Annotated in this window: 17 protein-coding genes and 2 tRNA genes; 6 read left to right on the forward strand and 13 right to left on the reverse strand. The window is 66.3% G+C overall.

Translation table 11 applies throughout. The features are described from left to right. Window positions 1–10: 10 nt before the first annotated feature. The 3 genes from rimP to GGQ90_RS09605 all read right to left on the reverse strand — a co-directional run bounded on the left by rimP (window position 11) and on the right by GGQ90_RS09605 (window position 2,649). Entirely contained in the window at window positions 11–535 is a 525-nt protein-coding gene (gene rimP / locus GGQ90_RS09595; RefSeq protein WP_188081952.1) for a ribosome maturation protein RimP, read from the reverse strand. Between the two features lie 144 nt (window positions 536–679). Next, a complete protein-coding gene (locus GGQ90_RS09600) occupies window positions 680–1,501 on the reverse strand; it encodes a proline dehydrogenase family protein (protein ID WP_223178190.1) in 822 nt (273 codons plus the stop codon). A 20-nt stretch (window positions 1,502–1,521) separates the two neighbouring features. Further along, entirely contained in the window at window positions 1,522–2,649 is a 1,128-nt protein-coding gene (locus GGQ90_RS09605) for a GNAT family N-acetyltransferase (RefSeq protein ID WP_188081953.1), read from the reverse strand. A 162-nt stretch (window positions 2,650–2,811) separates the two neighbouring features. Between GGQ90_RS09605 and GGQ90_RS09610 the strand changes: the two genes are divergently transcribed. Then, window positions 2,812–3,960: a PQQ-dependent sugar dehydrogenase gene (locus tag GGQ90_RS09610; protein WP_188081954.1), complete on the forward strand. Its 1,149-nt coding sequence runs from the start codon at window positions 2,812–2,814 to the stop codon at window positions 3,958–3,960. A gap of 8 nt (window positions 3,961–3,968) precedes the next feature. Next, window positions 3,969–4,655, forward strand: a complete 687-nt coding sequence (locus GGQ90_RS09615; RefSeq protein WP_188081955.1) for a pentapeptide repeat-containing protein — start codon at window positions 3,969–3,971, stop codon at window positions 4,653–4,655. A 6-nt stretch (window positions 4,656–4,661) separates the two neighbouring features. Here GGQ90_RS09615 and GGQ90_RS09620 read toward each other — a convergent pair whose 3' ends face one another. After that, complete coding sequence (locus tag GGQ90_RS09620; RefSeq protein WP_188081956.1) at window positions 4,662–5,483, reverse strand: hypothetical protein; 822 nt, start codon at window positions 5,481–5,483, stop codon at window positions 4,662–4,664. Then, the gene (locus GGQ90_RS09625; RefSeq protein WP_188081957.1) at window positions 5,477–8,017 is read right to left on the reverse strand and encodes a TonB-dependent receptor; all 2,541 of its coding nucleotides are present in this window, start codon (window positions 8,015–8,017) and stop codon (window positions 5,477–5,479) included. Before GGQ90_RS09625 ends, GGQ90_RS09620 begins: the two co-directional genes overlap by 7 nt. A gap of 202 nt (window positions 8,018–8,219) precedes the next feature. Between GGQ90_RS09625 and GGQ90_RS09630 the strand changes: the two genes are divergently transcribed. After that, on the forward strand, window positions 8,220–9,332 hold the full coding sequence (locus GGQ90_RS09630) for an NADH:flavin oxidoreductase/NADH oxidase (RefSeq protein WP_188081958.1): 1,113 nt from the start codon (window positions 8,220–8,222) through the stop codon (window positions 9,330–9,332). Window positions 9,333–9,364: 32 nt separating this feature from the next. On the opposite strand, the gene pyrG is transcribed toward GGQ90_RS09630, so the two are convergent. The 3 genes from pyrG to tpiA all read right to left on the reverse strand — a co-directional run bounded on the left by pyrG (window position 9,365) and on the right by tpiA (window position 12,497). Next, the gene (pyrG, locus tag GGQ90_RS09635; RefSeq protein WP_188081959.1) at window positions 9,365–10,996 is read right to left on the reverse strand and encodes a CTP synthase; all 1,632 of its coding nucleotides are present in this window, start codon (window positions 10,994–10,996) and stop codon (window positions 9,365–9,367) included. Window positions 10,997–11,086: 90 nt separating this feature from the next. Further along, complete coding sequence (gene secG / locus GGQ90_RS09640) at window positions 11,087–11,464, reverse strand: preprotein translocase subunit SecG (protein WP_188081960.1); 378 nt, start codon at window positions 11,462–11,464, stop codon at window positions 11,087–11,089. Between the two features lie 289 nt (window positions 11,465–11,753). Then, window positions 11,754–12,497 (reverse strand): triose-phosphate isomerase, encoded by a 744-nt coding sequence (gene tpiA, locus GGQ90_RS09645; protein WP_188081961.1) that lies wholly within the window; start codon window positions 12,495–12,497, stop codon window positions 11,754–11,756. Window positions 12,498–12,706: 209 nt separating this feature from the next. Between tpiA and GGQ90_RS09650 the strand changes: the two genes are divergently transcribed. Together GGQ90_RS09650 and trpE are read left to right on the forward strand one after the other, a co-directional pair. Then, a complete protein-coding gene (locus GGQ90_RS09650) occupies window positions 12,707–14,656 on the forward strand; it encodes a peptidylprolyl isomerase (protein ID WP_188081962.1) in 1,950 nt (649 codons plus the stop codon). 1 nt (window position 14,657) lies between these two features. Next, window positions 14,658–16,181: an anthranilate synthase component I gene (trpE, locus tag GGQ90_RS09655; RefSeq protein WP_188081963.1), complete on the forward strand. Its 1,524-nt coding sequence runs from the start codon at window positions 14,658–14,660 to the stop codon at window positions 16,179–16,181. Window positions 16,182–16,187: 6 nt separating this feature from the next. Here trpE and GGQ90_RS09660 read toward each other — a convergent pair whose 3' ends face one another. Genes GGQ90_RS09660 through pobA form a run of 3 tightly spaced genes read right to left on the reverse strand, consistent with a single transcriptional unit; the run spans window position 16,188 to window position 18,928 of the window. Continuing rightward, window positions 16,188–16,916: an extensin-like domain-containing protein gene (locus tag GGQ90_RS09660; RefSeq protein ID WP_188081964.1), complete on the reverse strand. Its 729-nt coding sequence runs from the start codon at window positions 16,914–16,916 to the stop codon at window positions 16,188–16,190. A gap of 3 nt (window positions 16,917–16,919) precedes the next feature. Continuing rightward, window positions 16,920–17,690 (reverse strand): NUDIX hydrolase, encoded by a 771-nt coding sequence (locus GGQ90_RS09665; RefSeq protein WP_188081965.1) that lies wholly within the window; start codon window positions 17,688–17,690, stop codon window positions 16,920–16,922. Window positions 17,691–17,746: 56 nt separating this feature from the next. Then, on the reverse strand, window positions 17,747–18,928 hold the full coding sequence (gene pobA / locus GGQ90_RS09670) for a 4-hydroxybenzoate 3-monooxygenase (protein WP_188081966.1): 1,182 nt from the start codon (window positions 18,926–18,928) through the stop codon (window positions 17,747–17,749). 141 nt (window positions 18,929–19,069) lie between these two features. Between pobA and GGQ90_RS09675 the strand changes: the two genes are divergently transcribed. After that, entirely contained in the window at window positions 19,070–19,951 is an 882-nt protein-coding gene (locus GGQ90_RS09675; protein WP_188081967.1) for a helix-turn-helix domain-containing protein, read from the forward strand. A 50-nt stretch (window positions 19,952–20,001) separates the two neighbouring features. On the opposite strand, the gene GGQ90_RS09680 is transcribed toward GGQ90_RS09675, so the two are convergent. Together GGQ90_RS09680 and GGQ90_RS09685 are read right to left on the reverse strand one after the other, a co-directional pair. Beyond that, window positions 20,002–20,077: transfer RNA gene (locus GGQ90_RS09680), tRNA-Ala, on the reverse strand. A 70-nt stretch (window positions 20,078–20,147) separates the two neighbouring features. Then, a tRNA-Ala gene (locus tag GGQ90_RS09685) sits at window positions 20,148–20,223 on the reverse strand. Window positions 20,224–20,371 lie beyond the last annotated feature (148 nt).

A 20,371-nucleotide genomic window follows, 5' to 3' on the forward strand; every position in this document is an offset into this window, starting at 1 on the left:
GATAAAACCCTTATTCCTCGGTTTCGAACTCGTCCGCCCCATCGGAGGAGAGCGGCATGGTAGCAGAAATCAGTGCATCGGTCAGCACCAGCTTGGCATCACTGACCAGCGCGAACGGGATGGCGACATCGCCGACCTTGGCATCCGTGAACAGGATATCCTCGCCCTCGACGCCCTTGAGCATGCCACGGAAGCTCTTGCGCCCCTCAACCACTTCGGTCGCGGAAATCTTGGCCTCATGGCCCGCCCATTCGAGAAAATCGCGCAGGCGGGTCAGCGGCCGGTCGATGCCGGGCGAGCTGACTTCCAGGCGATAGGCTTCCTCGATCGGATCGACTTCATCCATCACGTCGGACAGGCGGCGCGAGATGGCGGCACAATCCTCGATGACCAACTGCTTGGTCTTCGGGTCTTCGGCCATGATCTGCAGCGTATATTCGTCGCCCGACCCGAACAGCTTGATACGCACGAGGTCGAACCCCAGGGCCTTTACCTCGGGCTCGATCAATGCGGTCAGTACGGCGATGTCCGCCATGGATACTCCAGAAAATAATATAGGTGCTTGTCGCCGCCGCAGACATTCCGTCTGCGACCCTGACATGTGTAACGATGTAAGGAAGCGAGTTCCATATAGGCATGTTGCAAATGGGCTGCAACATGTTTCGTAAAACGCGTGTTTTCAGGGATCGGCGCGGCCGGTCCAGTCGCGCCACAGCCAGGCCAGCAGATAGGGCCGCGCCAGCGCCCGGTCCAGCGCATAGGGGATCCAGCCCGGACCAAAGGGCACGTAAAGGCGCACCGGCACCCCCTGCCCCCGTGCCACCTTACGGCAGCGGCGGCCCGGCAGCCCCCGCAACTGTACCAGACTGCACGGCGTGCCGGCTTCACGCAGCAGGGTGAGCGCCCGGTCGGCCAGCGCCGGGCGATGGGTGGCGATCGCAACCGGTGCCGCGCGACCGGCCAGCGCCGTCACCAGCGCCAGATAGGCGGCATCGGGATCAACGGTATCGCCCGCCGGATCGGGCCATTCACCGCGCACGACACGGACGGGCGCGCTACTGTCGTGCAGCCGGGCGGCGTCGGCCAGGCTGCGTTGCCAGCGGGCCGGCAGCACCATGCCGGTATCGGGAAAGTCGGGCAGCAGTCGCTCGACCGCCGCCAGCGTATCGTCCGCATCCTGCGGGCCATGGGCATCGAACATCAGCGACAGGCCGGACTGGCGCGCGATCTGCGCCAGTTCGCGCAGGCTGACCGGATCGAAGCGCAGCGGCGGGGCCTTCACCGACAGGCTGAGGTCCAGGCCGCGCGCGCGCTGCGCCACCCGCGCATAGGCGGCCATGATCGACGAGGGATCGCCCCCCGCCCCTTCGAAATAGCCGATCGTGGTCGCGCTTCCGGCGCGGGCCTGTTGCCGCGCGATCGCCACAGCCTGGGGGGCATCGGGCGCCGGGATGACCCGCCCCAGCGCAGCCGGAAGGGCATAGCGCGTGTCCCGCAACAAGCGCCAGGCCGCCCCGCCCCTCACCGCCGCCACAATCGTTGCCGCAGCCGTTGACGCGACCAGGCTGCGCCGTCCGCCGCAAACGCCACCGCGCCACGCAGAGTGTAGGGATAGGTGCGCAACTGGACGCAATCATGCTGCGCCTGGGTCCAGAGCTTGCATATCCAGGGTTCGGCGACGCCGAGAAATTCGAAACTGTGCAGCCGCGCCTGCGCCGCCCAGCCGATGGCATGAAGCATCAGCAGCCCACCGGGCGAGCAGGCATTGAAGGCCGCGTCATGACCGATCTTGAACAGCCAGTAGCGGCCGTTCCACAGCACCGCCATCTGCATCGCGATGGCGCGGCCATCGATCCGTAGGAAGGAGATGCGCAGGTCGCCGCGCTGCGCGACCGCGCGGAAGAAGGCACGGAAAATCGCCGCCTGGCGCGGGTCGGTGGCGATGGCGGTGCCCGCCTCGCTTTTCCAGCCCAGTGCCTCGACCGCCACCGCCTCGTCGAACAGCGCATCGAAATTGCCCGCGTCCGGCGCCAGCGTCTCGCACTGAAGGTGGCCGCAGCCTTCGGCCTTGCGCCGGGCGCGCCGGAAATCGGAACGGCGGCCGGCGTTGAAGCAGCTTTCCGGGTCGCGCCAGCCCTCATCGAGCGCGATATGGGGACAGGCCATGGCCGGCCGCACGACCAGCCGGCCACGCCGCCGCACCGCGCGGACCAATGCGGGGATCAGCGGCGACCCGGCCGAGATGCGGTCAAGCAGCAGCGGATGGGGCAGGCGCGCGATCGCCTTGGCCAGCGCATCGGCCGCCGCCGTCCCATTGCACAGCATGTCGCCCGGCTCATAGGTCTCGCGCGCGCCGATCATCCGCCAGCGGGCCAGATAACCTTTATAGCGGCACAGCGGCAGCAAAGCGACCAGATCGCCGCCCGCCCAGACCGTCATGATGCGGCTTGCCCCGGCGGCGATCAGATCGTTCAGCGTAGCGGCGAACAGGCGGGTCTGGGTCGGCCAGTCGGCGCGTGCCTCCAGCCTGTCCCAGGCGCGGGCGAGCGCGGTCGAACCTAGGGCATCGGCAAGGCACAGCGGCTCGACGCGCAAGGCGCCCGCCTGCGCGCACGCGGCATCGAAATCCGATACGCCGTGCAGCACCATAGTCCCCCTCTTGCCGCCCTGTCCTCTAGCGGCAGAAGCTTAAGAAATCGGCCTGTCGCCGATGAGGCTTGCATCCATGCCCGCATCCGGTGGAGGATGCGGGCATGGAACCCCCGCCGAAAAATCGGCTTTCCCCTGCGAACATTATAACAGGAGTTTCCCATGCTGCGCGTGATGGCCGTCACTCTCCCCCTCGCCCTGCTCGCCTGTTCGGCTGACAATGCGACCGGCCAGAATGCCGGCGCGACCGCCGGGGAAAAACCGTTCAAGACATCCGTGATCGCGGACTTCACATCCCCCTGGGCGATGACCTTCCTGCCCGACGGGCGGATGCTGATCACCGAAAAGGCCGGCGAGATGATCCTGTTCGATCCGAAGAACGGCACCAAGATTCCGGTCGCCGGCATCCCGAAGGTCGACAGCGCGGGCCAGGGCGCGCTGATGGACATCGTCCCCTCCCCGACATTCGCGCAGGACAAGAAAGTCTATTTCAGCTTCTCCGAAGCCGGTCAGGGCGATCGTGCCGGTGGCAAGGGCGTGGCGCTGGCCACCGGCATCTTCGACCAGGCCAGCGACGGCACCACCAGACTGGCGGACGTGAAGGTCATTTTCCGCGCCAGTGATTATGTCGAGGGCAATGGCCATTATTCGGGCCGCATCGCCTTCTCGCCGGACGGCAAATATCTCTTCTTCACCAATGGCGAGCGGCAGAAGCTCGATCCGGCACAGGATCCCAAGTCGACGCTGGGCAAGGTGCTGCGCCTCAATCTCGACGGCACGCCGGCGGCGGGCAATCCGCTCAGCGCCAAGGGCTTCAATCCGGCAGTCTGGTCCTATGGCCATCGCAACCTGCTGGGCATCGCCTTCGACAAGGATGGACGCCTGTGGGAACAGGAAATGGGGCCGCAGGGCGGCGACGAGGTCAACCTGATCAAGCCCGGCCTCAATTATGGCTGGCCCAAGGCGTCGAACGGCAGCCATTATGACGGCCGCGACATTCCCGACCACAAGCCCGGCGACGGCTATGAGGCACCGAAGCTCTGGTGGAATCCGGTGATCTCGCCGGGCGGCCTGATCTATTATTCGGGCGACCTGTTCCCGCAGTGGAAGGGATCGCTGTTCATCGGCGGCCTGTCGAGCCAGTCGCTGGTGCGGGTGAAGCTGGACGGCGACACTGCGTCCAAGGCCGACCAGTGGGATATGGGCGCGCGCATCCGCGAGGTCGAACAGGGGCCGGACGGCGCGCTGTGGCTGCTGGAGGATGGCGGCAAGTCTCAGGGCCGCTTGCTCAAGCTGACGCCCAAGGCATAGACGGCGACATGACCGACATATCCGCCCTGCCCGCACTCAACGGGCAGCAACTGGCGCGCGCCGACATCATTGCGCTGGCGGGCACGCCCCATGCCCTGATCGACTGCGACCTGGAGGAAGCAGCGCTGGCGCAACTCGACCTCACCGGCTGGCAGTTCGAACGCTGCAACCTGCGCAACGCGGATCTGGCCGGTGCCATGCTGGAACGCACGCGCTGGCAGGGCTGTCGGGGTGGCGGCGCGAATTTCACCGGCTGCGACCTCAGTGACGCGGTGCTGACCGGATGCGACTTCAACAATGTGGTGCTGCGGCGGGCGCGGCTGGAGGGCGCTCGACTGGCCCAGTGCAAGCTGACCGGCGCCGACCTGTCGGACCTGCGCGCGCTGGAGATCGACATGACGGAATGCCTGCTGATCGACGCACGCCTGCCCGGCCTGTCCTTCCGCAAGCAGCGGCTGAGCCGCATCGATTTTTCGCAGGCGGACCTGCGCAAATGCGATTTCCGCATGGCCAGTTTCGAGGGCTGCAGCCTGCGCGAGGCGATGCTGGACGGCGCCCGGTTCGAGGGTGCCGACCTGCGCGGCGCGGATATAGGCGGCGTGCATCTGGGCGATGCCAGCCGCTTTCGCGGCGCCACCATCTCGCGCGACCAGGCCGGCGAACTGCTCGCCGAACTGGGGCTGAAGGTCCGCTGAGGCCGCCTATCGGACCGGCGGCATCTCGCTCGCCACCATCTCGCCGGCGCCACGACCGATCGACCAGAGGCGGCGCAGCGCGCGGGGATCCCAGTCGATCGCCTGGCCCGGCGTGGCGATGCCGAGCGTGCCGACATGCTCCAGCACCGATCCCGCCTCGGGCAGTGTCAGCGCATAGACTTCGGGCCGGTCATGGCCCGTGGCATAGATCAGGCCGTCCGTCCCCCAGCTAAGGCCCGAGCAGCTTTTCGGCGCAAAGCGGGCGAGCACGTCCGCCGGGAAGGCCCAGCTCGCCTCCGCCCGGAAAGCGTCGTCCATCCGCACCAGCGCGGTATAGCGATAGTCACGCCCCGGTTCCCCGCCCTTGCCCTCATAATTGGCGAACACCGCCCACCATTTGCCGTCATGCCGATCCATGACGGTCAGCGATCCGGGGCCAAAGCCCAGGCTGACGCTGCGGACATGTTTCAGCGTCTTCGTGTCGAAAATCTCGACCGCGCTGGTCTGCGGCACGGCGGGATAGTTGGACGCGGCACAGACCAGTTCGGCGCCGACCACGGTGCAGCTGTTCATGTGCGGATAGAGGCGGCGCTCCCCCTGCCACTGCGCGACGCGCTGGCCGTCGGCGATGCGATATTTGCCGATCCGGTCATTGTCGATCGCATAGACATAAGTGCCGTCCGACGCCGCGCCCTGATGCGCCTCCTGCGCCTTGATCCGCAGGCTGACCGCCGAAGCGGGCGGCGACGGGGCATCCGCCGGCGCCTGGGCGATCGCCCCGCCCGCCAGCGCCAGCAGCCCAGTTCCGACAAGCAGCGCCCTTACCATTTGATCGACGCTCCGACATAGAAGGTGCGGCCATAGCGTTCATTCTGGATCACCCAGTCGCGCACGCCGCCCTGATATTGGCGGGTCGGCTCGTCGGTCAGATTCTGCCCTTCGGCAAAGAGGCGCACATTCTTCGTCACATCCACCCCGATCTTCGCGTCCAGGCGACGCAGATCGTCATTATACTGGTCATTGAGGCGGATATCACCCGCCGACAGCAGGGCGCGGCCGGTATGATGATAGGCGACCGACGCCTCGACGATACCCTTCTGGTAGAAGAGCTGCGCGCCCCAGAGCAGCTTGGACTGTTCGGGGAAGGCTACGGTGCCGCGGTCTGGCATGCGCAGGCTGGAATCGATCAGCGTCAGGTTGAGGTTCATGCCAAGGCCCGAGAGCAGGCCCGGCAGGAAGGTGAACTGTTGCTGCCAGGCAGCTTCCAGGCCGATGATGTCGCCCTTGTCCGCGTTGAGCGTCTGGTTGAAATTGATCCGGTCATAGGCGACCCCGCCGAAGCTGCCGTCATTGATGGTATAGCTTTGCGTGAAGATCGGGTTGCGGATGAACTTGGCGAAGGCGCCGACGCTGATAAGGCCGCCGGGCGCGAAATACCATTCGGCCGACATGTCGAGATTGTCCGCGACATAGGGCTTGAGCGCCGGATTGCCGCTCGACACGCTGATCTCCTCCGCGCCCTCCACCGTGACGGTGCCGCCCGGCGACAGGTCGGCATAGCTGGGTCGGCCGATGCTGCGCGAATAGGCCAGGCGGAACATAGTGTCGTGCGAGGGGGTGACGCGTACCACCAGGCTGGGCAGCCAGTTGGTATAGCGGGTGCGGCCCGATGTCGGGCTGACGACGTCGCCCTCCAGCAGATATCCGTCAATATCCAGTTCGGTCCGCTCGACCCGCAGGCCGCCCGTGACCGACAGCGCGCCAAAGTCGAGGTTCGCCATGGCATAGCCGGCATAGACATTCTCGCTGAGGTCGAAATCGCTCAGCGTTTCATTGGCCAGGCTGGTCGCTTCGTTGAGCACGAACTGCGCGCCGCCCAGCTTGCCCTGGGTATAGGCATTGATGAGGTCGGCATCGATCACCGGGCCGAGGAAATAGTTGCGGCCATTGCCCAGCTTCACGATGACAGTGTCGCCCGACAGGCCATCCAGGGTGAAGCGGTTGGCGCTGCTTCCGCGCCCATAGACCGCGTTGGAGGAATCGAAGCGCTTGTCGGTCCAGCGGCCATTGGCGCCGAACTTGACGAAGCTGTTCTGGCCGATCGTCGGCAGCTTGCCGGTCAGGTCGAGCCGGCCCTGCCAGGTCTTTTCCAGGCCATATTCATCCTGCGCCGAATATTGGCGGAAGCCCAGGTCCGACGGATCGAGATAGCCGTCGACCGGCACGGCGCTGAACAGCTTGTCCGAAAAATCGACCGCGACCGCGCCGGGATTGCCGCGGAACTGCCAGAGGGTATTGGGTTCGATCACTTCGTTTCGCGTCCGCGCGGCGCCAAAGTCGAGCGACCAGTTGTCGGCCAGTTCCGCCGTGCCCCCGGCCATGAAGGACAGGACCGACTTTTCCTTATATTCCAGGCGCAGATCGGAACGCTGTTCGCTGGTGGACGCGATGCCGGTCAGGCCGTTGGCGTCCCAGTCGATATCGGAAAAATCGAGCCGGAAGCGCTGGCGATATTCATCCTCGGAGAATTTGGAATAAATGCCGCGGACATAGAGCTGGACGCTCTCGCCGCGCCAGTCGAACGACCCGGCCGCGCCGATCCGCTCGCGCTTGAGACGATAGTCATTATATTTGATGTTGACCGGCACGGCACCGCGCGCGGCATCTGCGTCGGGCGTCCAGTCATCGGGATAGATGCCATAGCTGGTATAGGTGCGGTCGGAATAGCTGGCGCCCAGCAGGATGCCGAACTGTTCGTCCGCGCCGAAGCGGGTGCCGATGGTGACATCGCCCTTGATCGGCTGGTCGCCCTTGCGCAGTTCCTGATAGCCGATCTGCCCGTTTGCCTGGAAGATGAAGCGATCGTCGAAATCGAAGGCGGTCTGGGTGACGAGGTTGATGGTGGCGCCGATGCCCTGACCGGTCAGATCGGCGGTCTTCACCTTGGCGACCTCCACCTGCTTGAGGAGCTGGCCCGACAGGATGTCGAGCGGCAGGCGCCGGTCGAGCCCGTCGGGATTGCCGATCTCGAAGCCGTTGATGGTATAGCCGTTGAGGCTGGAGGGCACGCCGCGCACCGCGACATAGCGACCCTCGCCCTGGTCATATTGCACGCCGACGCCCGGCAGCCGTTCGACCGCCTCGGCCACATTCTTGTCGGGCAACTGGCCCATATCGTCGGACGCCGTCACATCGACGATGCCCAGCGCTGCGCGCTTCTGGTCGATCGATCGTTGCAACTGCGCGCGCTGGCCGGTGACCACAATGCCGCCTTCCTCCTCGGGCAGCGGCTGCTGCGCATGGGCGGTGCCCGCGATCGCCAGCGCGAACAGGCTGATGGATGTCGAGAAAATCCTGGTCATGATCGAGTCCCCTTTGGTCGGGGCTGCGATTAGGAAAACTGCGCGACAGCGGCATTTCCAATTCGCTGCATTACCGTGACCGATTGATGACGATTTGATGGCCTCGCCATTTTGCGCCTGCGAGGGCCAGCCTCTTTCGGCCGCCTGCCCCACTTCCTATCTTGCGGGCCTTCTCCCCCCTCTCCCTTTTCTGGAGACCCGCATGAGCGCTCCCAAGCTGTTCCAGCCTTTCGATGTCGGCGACCTTGCCCTCGACAACCGCATCGTGATCGCACCGATGTGCCAATATTCCGCCGTCGATGGGCAGATGAACGACTGGCACCTCATTCATCTGGGCCAGCTTGCCCTGTCCGGCGCAGCGCTGCTGACGATCGAGGCGACCGCCGTGCTGCCAGAGGGGCGGATCAGCCATGCCGATGTCGGCCTGTGGGACGACGCGACGCAGGCGGCGATGCAGCGGGTGCTGGACGGCGTGCGCCGCCATAGCGACATGCCCATCGCGATCCAGCTCGGCCATGCCGGGCGCAAGGCTTCGACGCAGGTGCCATGGCAGGGCGGCGCGCAGATCGCGCCCGATGCGGCGAATGGCTGGCAGACGGTCGCCCCCTCCGCCCTGCCCTTCACACCGGGCACCAACGCGCCGATGGAGCTGGACCAGGCCGGAATCGACCGGCTGCGCGACGCCTTCGTCGCGGCGGCGAAGCGGGCCGATGCGATCGGCATCGACGCGGTCCAGTTGCACGGCGCCCATGGCTATCTGCTGCACCAGTTCCTCTCGCCGCTCTCCAACCAGCGCGACGATGATTATGGCGGCAGCCTGGAGAACCGGATGCGCCTGCCGCTGGAGATTTTCGATGCGGTGCGCGCGGCCCTGCCCGCACACAAGCCGGTGACGATGCGCGTGTCCGGCACCGACTGGGTCGAGGGTGGCTGGGACATCGAACAGACGATCGCATTTGCCACGGCACTGGAAGCGCGCGGTTGCAGCGCGATCCATGTGTCGAGCGGCGGCCTCGACCCGCGCCAGGATATTCCGGTCGGGCCAAGCTATCAGGTGCCGCTGGCCCGCGCGGTCAAGCAGGCGGTCGACATGCCGGTGATCGCCGTCGGCCTCATCACCGATTTCGAGCAGGCGGAGGCGATCATCGGCACCGGCGACGCCGACCTGATCGCGATCGCCCGCACCATCCTCTACGATCCGCGCTGGCCCTGGCATGCCGCCGCCCATCTGGGCGCATCGGTGAAGGCGGCGCCGCAATATCTGCGCTGCCAGCCGCGCCAGTATCGAAACCTGTTCGACGCGCCGAAGGGCTGAAACGAAAAACGGGGCCTTTAGGCCCCGTTCTTTTATACCAACCGGCTCTGCTTGACCGCCGCTTCGATGAAGCTGGCGAAGAGCGGATGCGGATCGAACGGCTTGGACTTGAGTTCCGGATGGAACTGCACGCCCACGAACCAGGGATGGTCGGGTCGCTCGACGATTTCGGGCAGCGTGCCGTCCGGCGACATGCCCGAGAAGATCAGGCCGCCCTTTTCCAGCGGTTCGCGATAGCCGGCATTGACCTCATAGCGGTGGCGGTGCCGTTCGCTGATCTCGGTCGCGCCGTAGACGCCGGCGACGACGCTGTTGCCCGCGAGCTTCGCCGGATAGGCGCCCAGGCGCATGGTGCCGCCCAGATCGGTTTCGGCGGTGCGCTTCTGCAGGCCTTCCGCGCTCATCCACTCGGTGATGAGGCCGACGACCGGCTCGCTGGTTTCGCCAAATTCGGTGGTCGAGGCATTCTCGATGCCCGCCGTGTTCCGCGCGCCTTCGATGCAGGCCATCTGCATGCCAAGACAGATACCAAAGAAGGGTACGTCGCGTTCGCGCGCGAACTTGACCGATGCGATCTTGCCTTCCGACCCGCGCACGCCGAAGCCGCCGGGGACGAGGATGCCGTGCATCGGTTCGAGGCTGGCGGCCAGGTCGTCGCCCTTCTCGAACAGTTCGGCGTCGATCCACTTGATGTTGACCTTCACCCGGTTGGCAAGGCCGCCATGGTGCAGCGCCTCGTGCAGCGACTTGTAGGCGTCGAGCAGGCCGACATATTTGCCGACCACGCCGATCGTCACTTCGCCCTCGGGGTTGAGCTGGCGATCCATGATGTCGGTCCAGCGGTCCATCGACGGCGCGGGCGCATCGGTGATGCCGAAGGCGCGCAGCACTTCATTGTCGAGACCCTCGGCATGATATTGCTCGGGCACGGCATAGATGCTCTTGGCGTCGAGCGCCGGAATGACCGCTTCGGGACGGACATTGCAGAAGAGGGCGATCTTCCTGCGCTCGCTCTCGGGCAGCGGATGCTCGGCGCGGCACAGCAGGATGTCGGGCTGGATGCCGAGCGATGTCAGCTCGCGCACGCTGTGCTGGGTCGGCTTGGTCTTCAGTTCGCCCGCCGCCGCAAGATAGGGCACCAGCGTCACATGGACGAAGATCGACTGGCCGCGATCCAGATCATTATGGAGCTGGCGAATCGCTTCCATGAAGGGCAGCGATTCGATGTCGCCGACGGTGCCGCCGATTTCGCACAGCACGAAGTCGAGATCGTCCGTCTCCGCCGTGGCGAACGCCTTGATCTCGTCGGTGACGTGCGGGATGACCTGGACGGTCGCGCCCAGATAGTCGCCGCGCCGTTCGCGCTGGATGATGGTCTGATAGACCCGGCCCTGGGTGACATTGTCCGACTGGCGCGCCGACACGCCGGTGAAACGTTCATAATGGCCGAGGTCCAGGTCGGTTTCCGCCCCGTCGTCGGTCACATAGACTTCGCCATGCTGATAGGGCGACATCGTGCCGGGATCGACGTTGAGATAGGGGTCGAATTTCCGGATTCGCACGCGATAGCCCCGCGCCTGCAACAGCGCTGCCAAGGATGCGGCCATGAGGCCCTTACCAAGCGAGGAGACCACGCCGCCGGTGATGAAAATATACCGCGTCATGGGAGAAGAGGCTTAGCCTTATACAAACGAGTTGAGCAAGCGCGCGAATCCGCACGCTCGCAAAAAATATGGCGATGAACGACGAAAAGGTCAGTTAGCGAGCGGAACTGCGCCGTTCGCTGCCGAACCATTGCCGGCCGTGGCGGCTGCGCCGGCCAGCGGATCGGCATTACCGGTCGTGGGTGCCGGCGCCTGCGTGGCGGGGGCCGACTTGACCAGCGAGGTATCGATGTCGCCGCCCGCATGACGGACCGAGGCGATGACCGCCAGGGTGATCGACAGCAGGACGAACAGGGTCGCCAGCACGGTGGTCGCACGCGTCAGGAAATCCGCCGCACCGCGCGCCGACATCAGCCCGGCCGGGCTGCCACCGACACCCAGGCCGCCACCTTCCGACTTCTGCATCAGAATCACGGTGACCAGCAGGGCGGCGATGATCGCCTGCACGACGAGAAGGAAGGTGAACATGCGGGTTCTTTTCTGTCCAATGAAGGAATGCGTTGGCGCGCACATAGCGACGATGGGCCGCCGGGGCAACCGGCGAGCCGGTCGATATGAACGAAGGCGCGGATGAGGGCGCGTGCAGGGGCGGTTGCGACTGACCTTCCATGGTCGATTGCGACCAGAAGCGCATCTTACCCGGCACGGGGAGGAATGATTGGTTTCGCTCAACCATTGCACCGCCAGAAGGAGCTTGCCCCCGACTCGCATCAAGCCGGCACGCCCCCTCTTCCGCACGAAGAGAGGGCGCCCCGCCTCAGTCCGCGGCGGCGATCACCGGTTCGAACTTGGCGGCCGACAGGCTGGCGCCGCCGACCAGGCCACCGTCGACGTCCGGCAGCGCGATGATCTCGGCCGCATTGTCGCCGTTCATCGATCCGCCATAGAGGATGCGCATGGCCCCCGCCTGCGCCTCGCCGATCCGGCTGGCGAGCGCTGCCCGCAGGGTGGCGTGCATCGACTGGATTGCCTCCAGCGTCGGGATGCGGCCGGTGCCGATCGCCCAAATGGGTTCATAGGCAACGGCCAGCCAGTCGGCGCTCGCACCTTCGGGCAGCGAGGCGAGCAACTGCGCCGTGACCACTGCGTCGGCGTCACCGGCGTCGCGCACGGCCAGCGTTTCGCCGACGCACAGGATCACCTTCATGCCGGCGGCATGCGCCGCGGCGGACTTGGCGGCGACATCGGCGTTGGTCTCGCCGCGCGTCTCGCGCCGTTCGCTATGGCCGGTAATGACCCAGGTCGCCCCCGCCTCGATCAGCATCTCGGCCGACAGCGAGCCGGTATAGGCGCCGCTCAGTTCCATATGGCAATTCTGCGCGCCGATGAACGCCGCGCCCTTCAATTGCGACCCGGCCATGATGAGCGTTGCAGGCAGGCAGAGCCCGACCTCCACCGCCGGATGCTGCGCGGCAACCTTGCCGATCGCCTCCACCTCGTCGAGATGCGCACGCATCCCGTTCATCTTCCAGTTGCCGACCACCAGCTTGCGCCTGCTCATCGGTCCAAGTCCCCTTGTGATTATTGCTGCACGTATCCGATCGGCCTCCCGCGGGCTGGCGCCGCGTCTCCATGGATCCCAGCCGGATGCAGATGCCGATGGACGGCGATGCAGCATTTGTCCAGACCGTCCGCCACGGCTGCACTTGCCGCCGGGTCGATCCGCCCCTAAAGCGGGCCGCCACATTGCCGCATAAACCGGACATTCTCATGCTTTCTGTCTTCCGCAGTTTCATCCGTTCCAAATTCGGCGCCTTTTTCGCGATCCTCTTTCTGGGGTTGATCGCGGCGGCGTTCATCCTGGGCGACATTTCGAGCGGACAGTTCGGCAATGCGCTGGGCGGCGGTGACACCGTCGCCAAGGCGGGCGGTTCGAAGCTGTCCCAGAGCGAATTGCAGGACCGCATCCAGCGCGTGTTCGAAAATGCGCGCCGCGAAAATCCCGGCATGCAGATCGGCGATTTCTTCGCCCAGGGGGGCGGCAAGCAGGTGTTCGACCAGCTGGTCGCGGCGCTGACGCTCAAGCAGTTCGCCAGCGACCAGGGCGTCCATATCAGCAAGCGCCTGGTCGATGCGCAGATTGCGCAGATCCCCGCCTTCCAGGACGCGGCCGGCAATTTCAGCCAGGATAATTTCCGCGCCCTGCTGCAGCGCGAGCGGATCAGCGAACAGTCGCTGCGTGACGATATCAGCCGCGAAATCCTGCAACGCCAGATGCTCGCGCCCGTCGGCCTGGGCGTGAAGCTGCCCGACAGCGTGGCCCTGCCCTATGCATCGCTGCTGCTGGAGGAACGCCAGGGCACGATCGCCGCGATCCCGGCCGCCGCCTTCCTGGACGCCAAGGAACCGACCGAGGCGCAGGTCGCCGATTTCTACAAGAAGAATGCCGCGCGCTACACCATCCCGGAACAGCGTCGCATCCGCTATGCCGTGATCGACGGCGAGCGTTTCGCCCAGGCGGCCCAGCCGACCGAGGCGGAAATCACCGCCGCATACAACCAGAACAAGGCGGCCTATGCCGCCAAGGAAAATCGCAGCGTCGAACAGCTTGTGCTGCCGACCCAGGCGGCCGCCAAGGCGATCGCCGACCAGGTGAAGGCCGGCAAGACGCTGGCCGCCGCCGCGCAGGGTGCTGGCCTCGCCGTCTCGACCCTGACCGACCAGAGCCGCGAGGCGCTGGCCGCCACCGCGTCCAAGCCGGTCGCCGACGCCGCCTTTGCCGCCAAACAGGGCGAACTGGTCGGCCCGGTCCGGGGTTCGCTCGGCTGGATCGTGCTGCGCGTCACCGCGCTCAACAATGTCCCGGCCCGCGCGCTGGCTTCGGTGCGCGATGAAATCATCACCACGCTGCGCACCCAGAAGGAAAAGCAGCTGCTGACCGACTTCACCGGCAAGATCGAGGACCAGATCGCCAATGGCGGCACCTTCGAGGAAGTCGCGAAGGATAATGGCCTGACGCTGGAAACCTCGCCACTGCTGGTGGCGAGCGGCAAGCAGGTCGAGGACGAGACCTATCAGCCCAACAACGACCTGCGTCCGCTGCTGGCCCCCGTCTTCGCGATGAGCGCCGACGATGATGCCCAGTTGGTGCCGATCACCCCGGACAAGCGCTATGCGCTGGCCGCGCCGGGCGACATCGTCGCCCCCGCACCGCCGCCGCTCGCCAAGATCAAGCCGCTGGTGGTGGCCCAATATAAGCTGAGCCAGGGCTATGCGAAGGCGCAGAAGGTTGCCGAGGAAATCCGCGCCAAGGTCGCCAAGGGCACGAAGCTGGCCGATGCGCTGGCCCAGGCCGGCGTCAAGCTGCCGGCACCGCAGGTCGTGGGCGGCCGTCGTGCCGACCTGATGCGCGGGCAGCAGCGTCCGCCGTCGGAAATCGCCATCCTCTTCTCGATGGCCGCCAACAGCGTGAAGACCCTGCCGATCGGCCAGGATCGCGGTACCTTCGTGGTGCAGCTCAACGCCATCAAGCGTGGCGATGCCGCTGGCCAGCCCGAATTGCTGAACCAGGTCCGCACCCAACTGGGCGAAGTCGTGGGCGAGGAATATGGCGCCCAGTTCGAACGCGCGATCGAAAAGGACATGGGCGTGACCCGCAAGGCGAACGCCGTGGCCGCTGCCCAGAAGGCGCTGGCCGCCACCAATAGCGGCGAGCAGTAAGATGGTGGCGCAGGGGGGAATGGTGGACGGCACCGCCGTCGCTCGCGCCGCGCTGGCACAGGGCCGTTCGGGTCTGGTATGGCGGCGGCAGATTGCCGACACCGACACGCCGATCTCCGCTGCGCTCAAGCTGTTCGAGCCGGACCGGGGCGACTTCCTGCTGGAATCGGTCGAGGGCGGCGCCGTGCGTGGGCGCTACAGCCTGATCGGCCTGGCCCCCGACCTCGTCTATCGCGCCGAGGGCGCCCGGGGCGAGATCAACCGCCAATGGGCGACCGACCGCGGCGCCTTCATCCCCGCCGAACAGGATGCGTTGCAGGCGCTGCGCGCGCTGGTGACCGAATGCCGCGCCGATCTGGACCCCGCCCTGCCGGCCGCGCTGGCCTGTCTGGTCGGCTATTTTGGCTATGAGACGGTCGGGCTGGTCGAAAAGCTGCCGCGCCCCGCCGCCAACGACATCGCCCTGCCCGACATGCTGTTCGTGCGGCCGACCGTCATTCTGGTGTTCGATCGTCTGGCCGACGCCCTGTTCCTGGTCGCGCCGGTGTGGAAGGATCAGGCCGCCGACGCGGAAAAGGCGATCGCCCAGGCGCTGGAGCGGATCGACGCGACCGCCGCGCGCCTGGCCGCGCCGCTGCCGGCCGTGCCCGCCCCGGCCGAGATTGCCGAGATCGACGTGACGCCGGTGCTGGAGCCGGGCCGCTATGCCCAGATGGTCGATCGCGCCAAGGACTATATCGTCGCGGGCGACATCTTCCAGGTGGTGCTGGCGCAGCGCTTCACCAGCCCCTTCACCCTGCCCCCGATCGCGCTCTATCGCGCGCTGCGCCGGATCAACCCGTCGCCCTTCCTCTATTATCTCGACCTGCCCGGCTTTGCGCTGATCGGGTCCAGCCCGGAAATCCTGGTCCGCGCCCGCGATGGCGAAGTGACCATCCGGCCGATCGCCGGCACCCGCCCGCGCGGCAAGAATGCGGTGGAGGATGCCGCCAACCGCGCCAGCCTGCTCGACGATCCCAAGGAACGGGCCGAGCATCTGATGCTGCTGGATCTGGGCCGTAACGATGTCGGCCGCGTCGCCAGTGCCGGCAGCGTCACCGTGACGGAAAGCTATACGGTCGAATTCTACAGCCATGTGATGCACATCGTATCGAACGTGGTCGGCCGGCTGGCGCCCGAAAAGGATGCGATCGACGCGCTATTCGCCGGCTTCCCCGCCGGCACCGTATCGGGCGCGCCCAAGGTCCGCGCGTGCGAGATCATCGCCGAACTGGAGCCGGAAACGCGCGGTGCCTATGCGGGCGGCGTCGGCTATTTCGGCCCGGACGGCAATATGGACAGTTGCATCGTGCTGCGCACCGCCGTGCTGAAGGATGGCGTGATGCACGTTCAGGCCGGCGCCGGCATCGTCGCCGATTCGACCGCCGAATATGAACAGCGCGAATGCGAGGCCAAGAGCGGCGCCCTGCTCGCCGCCGCGCGCGAAGCGGTCAGCCTGGCCAAGCAGGCCGGCTACGGGCAGTAAACGCCTTTAACGACAGGCCCGCCAGCCCGTCGCGCCGCGTTCCGCCTGGTCGAGGTGGAAATGGTCGCGATGGGCGGCATTATAGTCGGGCGAGAGCACGGTCGAGAACAGGTCGCAGGCGCCATCGCGCACTTCGCGCAGGAAGGCGGCGTCCTTGCCTTCCCCCTTCCAGTCGCCGACCACGCTGATCCGGTGGCCATCGGCCAGCACGAAGCTCGCGACATCGATCGCATCGGCCGTGGCATGTTCGCTGAAATCCCCCTGGCTGCGGCCATACATCCGCCGGCAGCTATAGGAACCGAAATGGGTGATGCTGCGCACCGGCTGGCCGAACAGCCGCTGGGCGGCGGGCTGCACCACCTGCCATTCCCAGACGCGCAGGGCGGCGACCACCGGGCAGGATGGCGCCACCCCGGCCGGTGACAAGGCGATCATGCCCTTTTCCGCCTTCAGCCGGATCGCGTCGGCATAGCCACACTGCCCCTCGCCCCCGCCCGGCTTCATCGCCGTATAGGCGATGCCTGCCCGGTCGAGCAGCGCCAGACATTGCGCCCGGTCGCCGGTCAGGGCGGCGAGCTTGCGGCCGGTGAACAGGCCGACCGGCTGCGACAGGTCCAGCCTGGTCCAGGGCAGATCCTGCGGCCGCTGGCGCAGCAGCGCATAGCCGAGCCAGAGCAGGCCAAGGATGACAGCGATGATGACAAGGGCACGAAGGGTCAGATGGAGGCGGCGCATGCCCTAACCACGCCGGACCTGCCGCATTGGTTCCGACGTGACCGGATAGCCCAGATGCGTCGGGATGCAGAGATGCGGCTCGCCGTCGCGCTCTTCGAACCAGGGGCGCACCTTTTCCACAGGGATGCCGCGCGCATGGGCGGCAAGCGCGTCGAAACTGTCATATTGCGCCAGCCGTTCCAGATTGCGGCGGGTTGGGAAGATGACATGCCCGTCGCCGCCATCGGCGCGGGCGATAGTTGCAGCCGCGCTGCTCCAGAACAGGCGGACATTCTCGGTCGCATCGACGCTCGCCTCCTGCCCCAGTGGCGCGCGGGCGAGATAGAAGCGGGTGTCATAGACGCGGATCGCCTTTTCCCGCGCAGACGGGTGCCAGCGGGCGAACGGCACCAGCGCATCCAGCGCCAGGGCGATGCCGCGCGGCGCGAGAAGATCGCCCAGCGATGCCCCGCCGAGCAGGCCAGCGCGAATCGCCGACACGGTGGCGGCATCGACAGAACCGGCCAGACCGACGCCCAGACCGCTCTCCTCGATCGTCTCGCGAATGGCGGCGATCCGTGCCGCGACCTCGTCACTGGCAAGGTCGCTGGACATACTGGCGGCCAGCGCCCGGTCGCTATCGTCGACGCCGCCGCCCGGAAAGACCAGCGCACCGGCGGCAAAGGCCATGGTCGCGGCCCGTTCCATCATCAGCAGGTCGGGCGCCGCCCCCGGCCGGTCGCGCACGATCACGATCGTCGCTGCGGGGCGTCCCGCGTCATTCTCTTCGCTCATGCCCCGGTCTAGGCAGCATCCGGCGGGGCGGTAAAGCCCCGCCCCGGCCAGAGGCGTCAGGCGGCCATCAGCGGAAGGCCGACATAATTTTCCGCCAGCGTGCGCTGCGCCGCCTGCGACCCGCGAATATAGTCGATCTCGGCCGCCTGGATGCGGCGGGCGAAACCGTCCATGTCGGGGAAGCGGTGGGTGATCGAGGTGAACCACCAGGAGAAGCGCTCCGCCTTCCACACGCGGGCCAGGGCGCGGGCGGAATAGCCGTCGAGCCCGGCATCCGATCCGCCGCGATAATGGTCGACCAGCGCCTCGCTCAGCATGATGACGTCCGACGCGGCGAGGTTGAGGCCCTTGGCGCCGGTCGGCGGCACGATATGGGCAGCGTCGCCAGCCAGGAACAGCCGGCCCCAGCGCATCGGTTCCGACACGAAGGAGCGCAGCGGCGCAATCGACTTTTCGAAGCTCGGCCCGCGGGTCACGCGCGATCCCGCATCGGGGCCGAGGCGCAGGCAAAGCTCGTCCCAGAAACGATCGTCGGACCAGTCCTCCACCTGCTCGTCGAGGCCGCACTGGATATAATAGCGGCTGCGCGTGGGAGAGCGCATCGAGGCGAGCGCGAAGCCGCGTTCATGATTGGCGTAGATGAGTTCATGGTCGGCCGGAGGCACATCGGCCAGGATGCCGAGCCAGCCGAACGGATAGACCCGCTCGAACGTCCGCAGCACATGGGCGGGGATGCTGCTGCGGCTGACGCCATGATAGCCGTCGCAGCCGACGACATAGTCGCACTGCAATTCCTGCGCGACGCCATCCTGGCGCCAGCGGACCACGGGATGATCGCCGTCCAGCCCCTCCAGCGTCACGTCATCCGCATTCCAGACGATCTCGACACCGCGTTCCGGCGCCGCCTCGAACAGGTCGTGCATCACCTCCTGCTGGCCATAGACGGTGACGGCGCTGCCGCCGGTCAGCGCCGCCATGTCGATACGGAACAGCGTACCGTCGAGCGAAATCTGGGTGCCGCCATGGACCAGCCCCTCGCGATCGAGCCGGGCGCCAAGGCCCAGGCGATGCATCAGGTCGGTCGTCACCTGTTCCAGCACGCCGGCGCGCACCCGCCCTTCGACATAGGCCCGGTCACGCCGTTCCAGCACGACGGCGGCAATCCCCTCCGCCGCGAGCAGATGGGCCAGGAACATGCCGGCCGGGCCGGCGCCGATAATCGCTATGCTGGTGCGCATTCGCATCCTCTCAAGATCCGGGCGCGCTGACGGCGCCCCTGTTTGTCCGATGCGCCCAACCTATCCGCGCTGCGCGCGATGGACATGGGCGCGCCAGCCTATTAATTGGATAATTCAGCAGCCTTGTTGAGATCGCCCCTGATGTCGAAACAGTCCTTCCCGACCTTCTATCTGTACGGCGAGCCGCACAGGCTGGTGGCGGAAGGCTTCGTCCATGTCGAAACGCTGGACGATCGATCACGCCCCAGCGAATGGACTATCAAGCCGCATGCCCATAGCGAGCTGAGCCATATATTCCTCATCACCTCGGGCGGCGGGGCGATGGAGGCGGATGGCGCGGAGATGCGCTTCGTCGCGCCCAGCTTCCTGCTGGTGCCGGCTACCACCGTCCATGGCTTCAAATGGCTGGAGGAAACCGCCGGCTTCGTCATCACCATGGCCGACGCCTATCTACAGGATCTCGGCCGTCATGGCGCGGAACTGACCGGCCTGTTCGAGCGGCCCGACGCGATCGAGATGAGCGCCACCCAACTACCGCCGGTCGAACGGCTGGTGGCCGATCTGATGCGCGAACTCAGCTGGTCGGCGCCGGGCCACCGGGCGGCGGTCAATGCGGCGATGCTGTCGCTGCTGGTAACGGCGCTGCGCCACCGCAGCGCCGCCGTCCATGCTGCCCCCCGCGCCGGACCGCATGCGGCTATCGTGGCGCGGTTGCGCGAACGGATCGAGCAGCGTTTCCGCCTGCGCGAGCCGGTATCGGTGCATGCCGCCGCGCTGGGCGTCAGCCAGACCGCGCTGCGCGTCGCCTGCGCCCGGATGGCGGGACGATCGCCGGCGCAGATGCTGGACCAGCGCGCCCTGCTCGAAGCGCAGCGGGCCTTGCTCTATTCCAACCTGTCGATCGCCGAGATCGGCTTTTCGATCGGCTTTGCCGACCCGGCCTATTTCAGCCGCTTCTTCCAGCGGAACATGGGCCTGTCCGCCCGCGCCTATCGCGACGCGCAGCAGGGCGCGAACGGATAAGACGCACGAACCCGTTCGCCTTTCGGCCTAATCCATATCTATCCAGAAAATGGTGGAGCCTAGCGGGATCGAACCGCTGACCTCCTGCATGCCATGCAGGCGCTCTCCCAGCTGAGCTAAGGCCCCATCCTGATGCGGCGTGAACCGCGTGTCCGATGGTCAATACCATGTCCGGCAAAGCCGTCGGCAAAATCTTTGGTGGAGCCTAGGGGGATCGAACCCCTGACCTCGTCATTGCGAACGACGCGCTCTCCCAGCTGAGCTAAGGCCCCAAAGGTGGGCTGCCTATAAGCGAGGGATTTTCGCCTTGCAACGGTCTTTTATGCAAAAAATCGCCGCCTTTCCTGATCTCGATCAAGTGCCCCGGAAATCCGCCGTTTCCGCCATCGGCAGGGCGGTTGAAAGGCGCGACATTACCCG

Origin of the sequence: Sphingobium scionense (genome assembly GCF_014197035.1) — a bacterium.
GTDB lineage: Bacteria > Pseudomonadota > Alphaproteobacteria > Sphingomonadales > Sphingomonadaceae > Sphingobium > Sphingobium scionense.

Excerpts from the sequence above, each read along its gene's own strand:
- tpiA (WP_188081961.1), bottom strand. The coding sequence starts at position 12,497 with ATGAGCAGGCGCAAGCTGGTGGTCGGCAACTGGAAGATGAACGGGATG.
- pobA (WP_188081966.1), bottom strand. The coding sequence starts at position 18,928 with ATGCGCACCAGCATAGCGATTATCGGCGCCGGCCCGGCCGGCATGTTC.
- GGQ90_RS09665 (WP_188081965.1), bottom strand. The coding sequence starts at position 17,690 with ATGAGCGAAGAGAATGACGCGGGACGCCCCGCAGCGACGATCGTGATC.
- GGQ90_RS09625 (WP_188081957.1), bottom strand. The coding sequence starts at position 8,017 with ATGACCAGGATTTTCTCGACATCCATCAGCCTGTTCGCGCTGGCGATC.
- rimP (WP_188081952.1), bottom strand. The coding sequence starts at position 535 with ATGGCGGACATCGCCGTACTGACCGCATTGATCGAGCCCGAGGTAAAG.
- GGQ90_RS09660 (WP_188081964.1), bottom strand. The coding sequence starts at position 16,916 with ATGCGCCGCCTCCATCTGACCCTTCGTGCCCTTGTCATCATCGCTGTC.
- trpE (WP_188081963.1), top strand. The coding sequence starts at position 14,658 with ATGGTGGCGCAGGGGGGAATGGTGGACGGCACCGCCGTCGCTCGCGCC.
- GGQ90_RS09650 (WP_188081962.1), top strand. The coding sequence starts at position 12,707 with ATGCTTTCTGTCTTCCGCAGTTTCATCCGTTCCAAATTCGGCGCCTTT.
- secG (WP_188081960.1), bottom strand. The coding sequence starts at position 11,464 with ATGTTCACCTTCCTTCTCGTCGTGCAGGCGATCATCGCCGCCCTGCTG.
- GGQ90_RS09620 (WP_188081956.1), bottom strand. The coding sequence starts at position 5,483 with ATGGTAAGGGCGCTGCTTGTCGGAACTGGGCTGCTGGCGCTGGCGGGC.
- GGQ90_RS09675 (WP_188081967.1), top strand. The coding sequence starts at position 19,070 with ATGTCGAAACAGTCCTTCCCGACCTTCTATCTGTACGGCGAGCCGCAC.
- GGQ90_RS09630 (WP_188081958.1), top strand. The coding sequence starts at position 8,220 with ATGAGCGCTCCCAAGCTGTTCCAGCCTTTCGATGTCGGCGACCTTGCC.
- pyrG (WP_188081959.1), bottom strand. The coding sequence starts at position 10,996 with ATGACGCGGTATATTTTCATCACCGGCGGCGTGGTCTCCTCGCTTGGT.
- GGQ90_RS09605 (WP_188081953.1), bottom strand. The coding sequence starts at position 2,649 with ATGGTGCTGCACGGCGTATCGGATTTCGATGCCGCGTGCGCGCAGGCG.
- GGQ90_RS09615 (WP_188081955.1), top strand. The coding sequence starts at position 3,969 with ATGACCGACATATCCGCCCTGCCCGCACTCAACGGGCAGCAACTGGCG.
- GGQ90_RS09610 (WP_188081954.1), top strand. The coding sequence starts at position 2,812 with ATGCTGCGCGTGATGGCCGTCACTCTCCCCCTCGCCCTGCTCGCCTGT.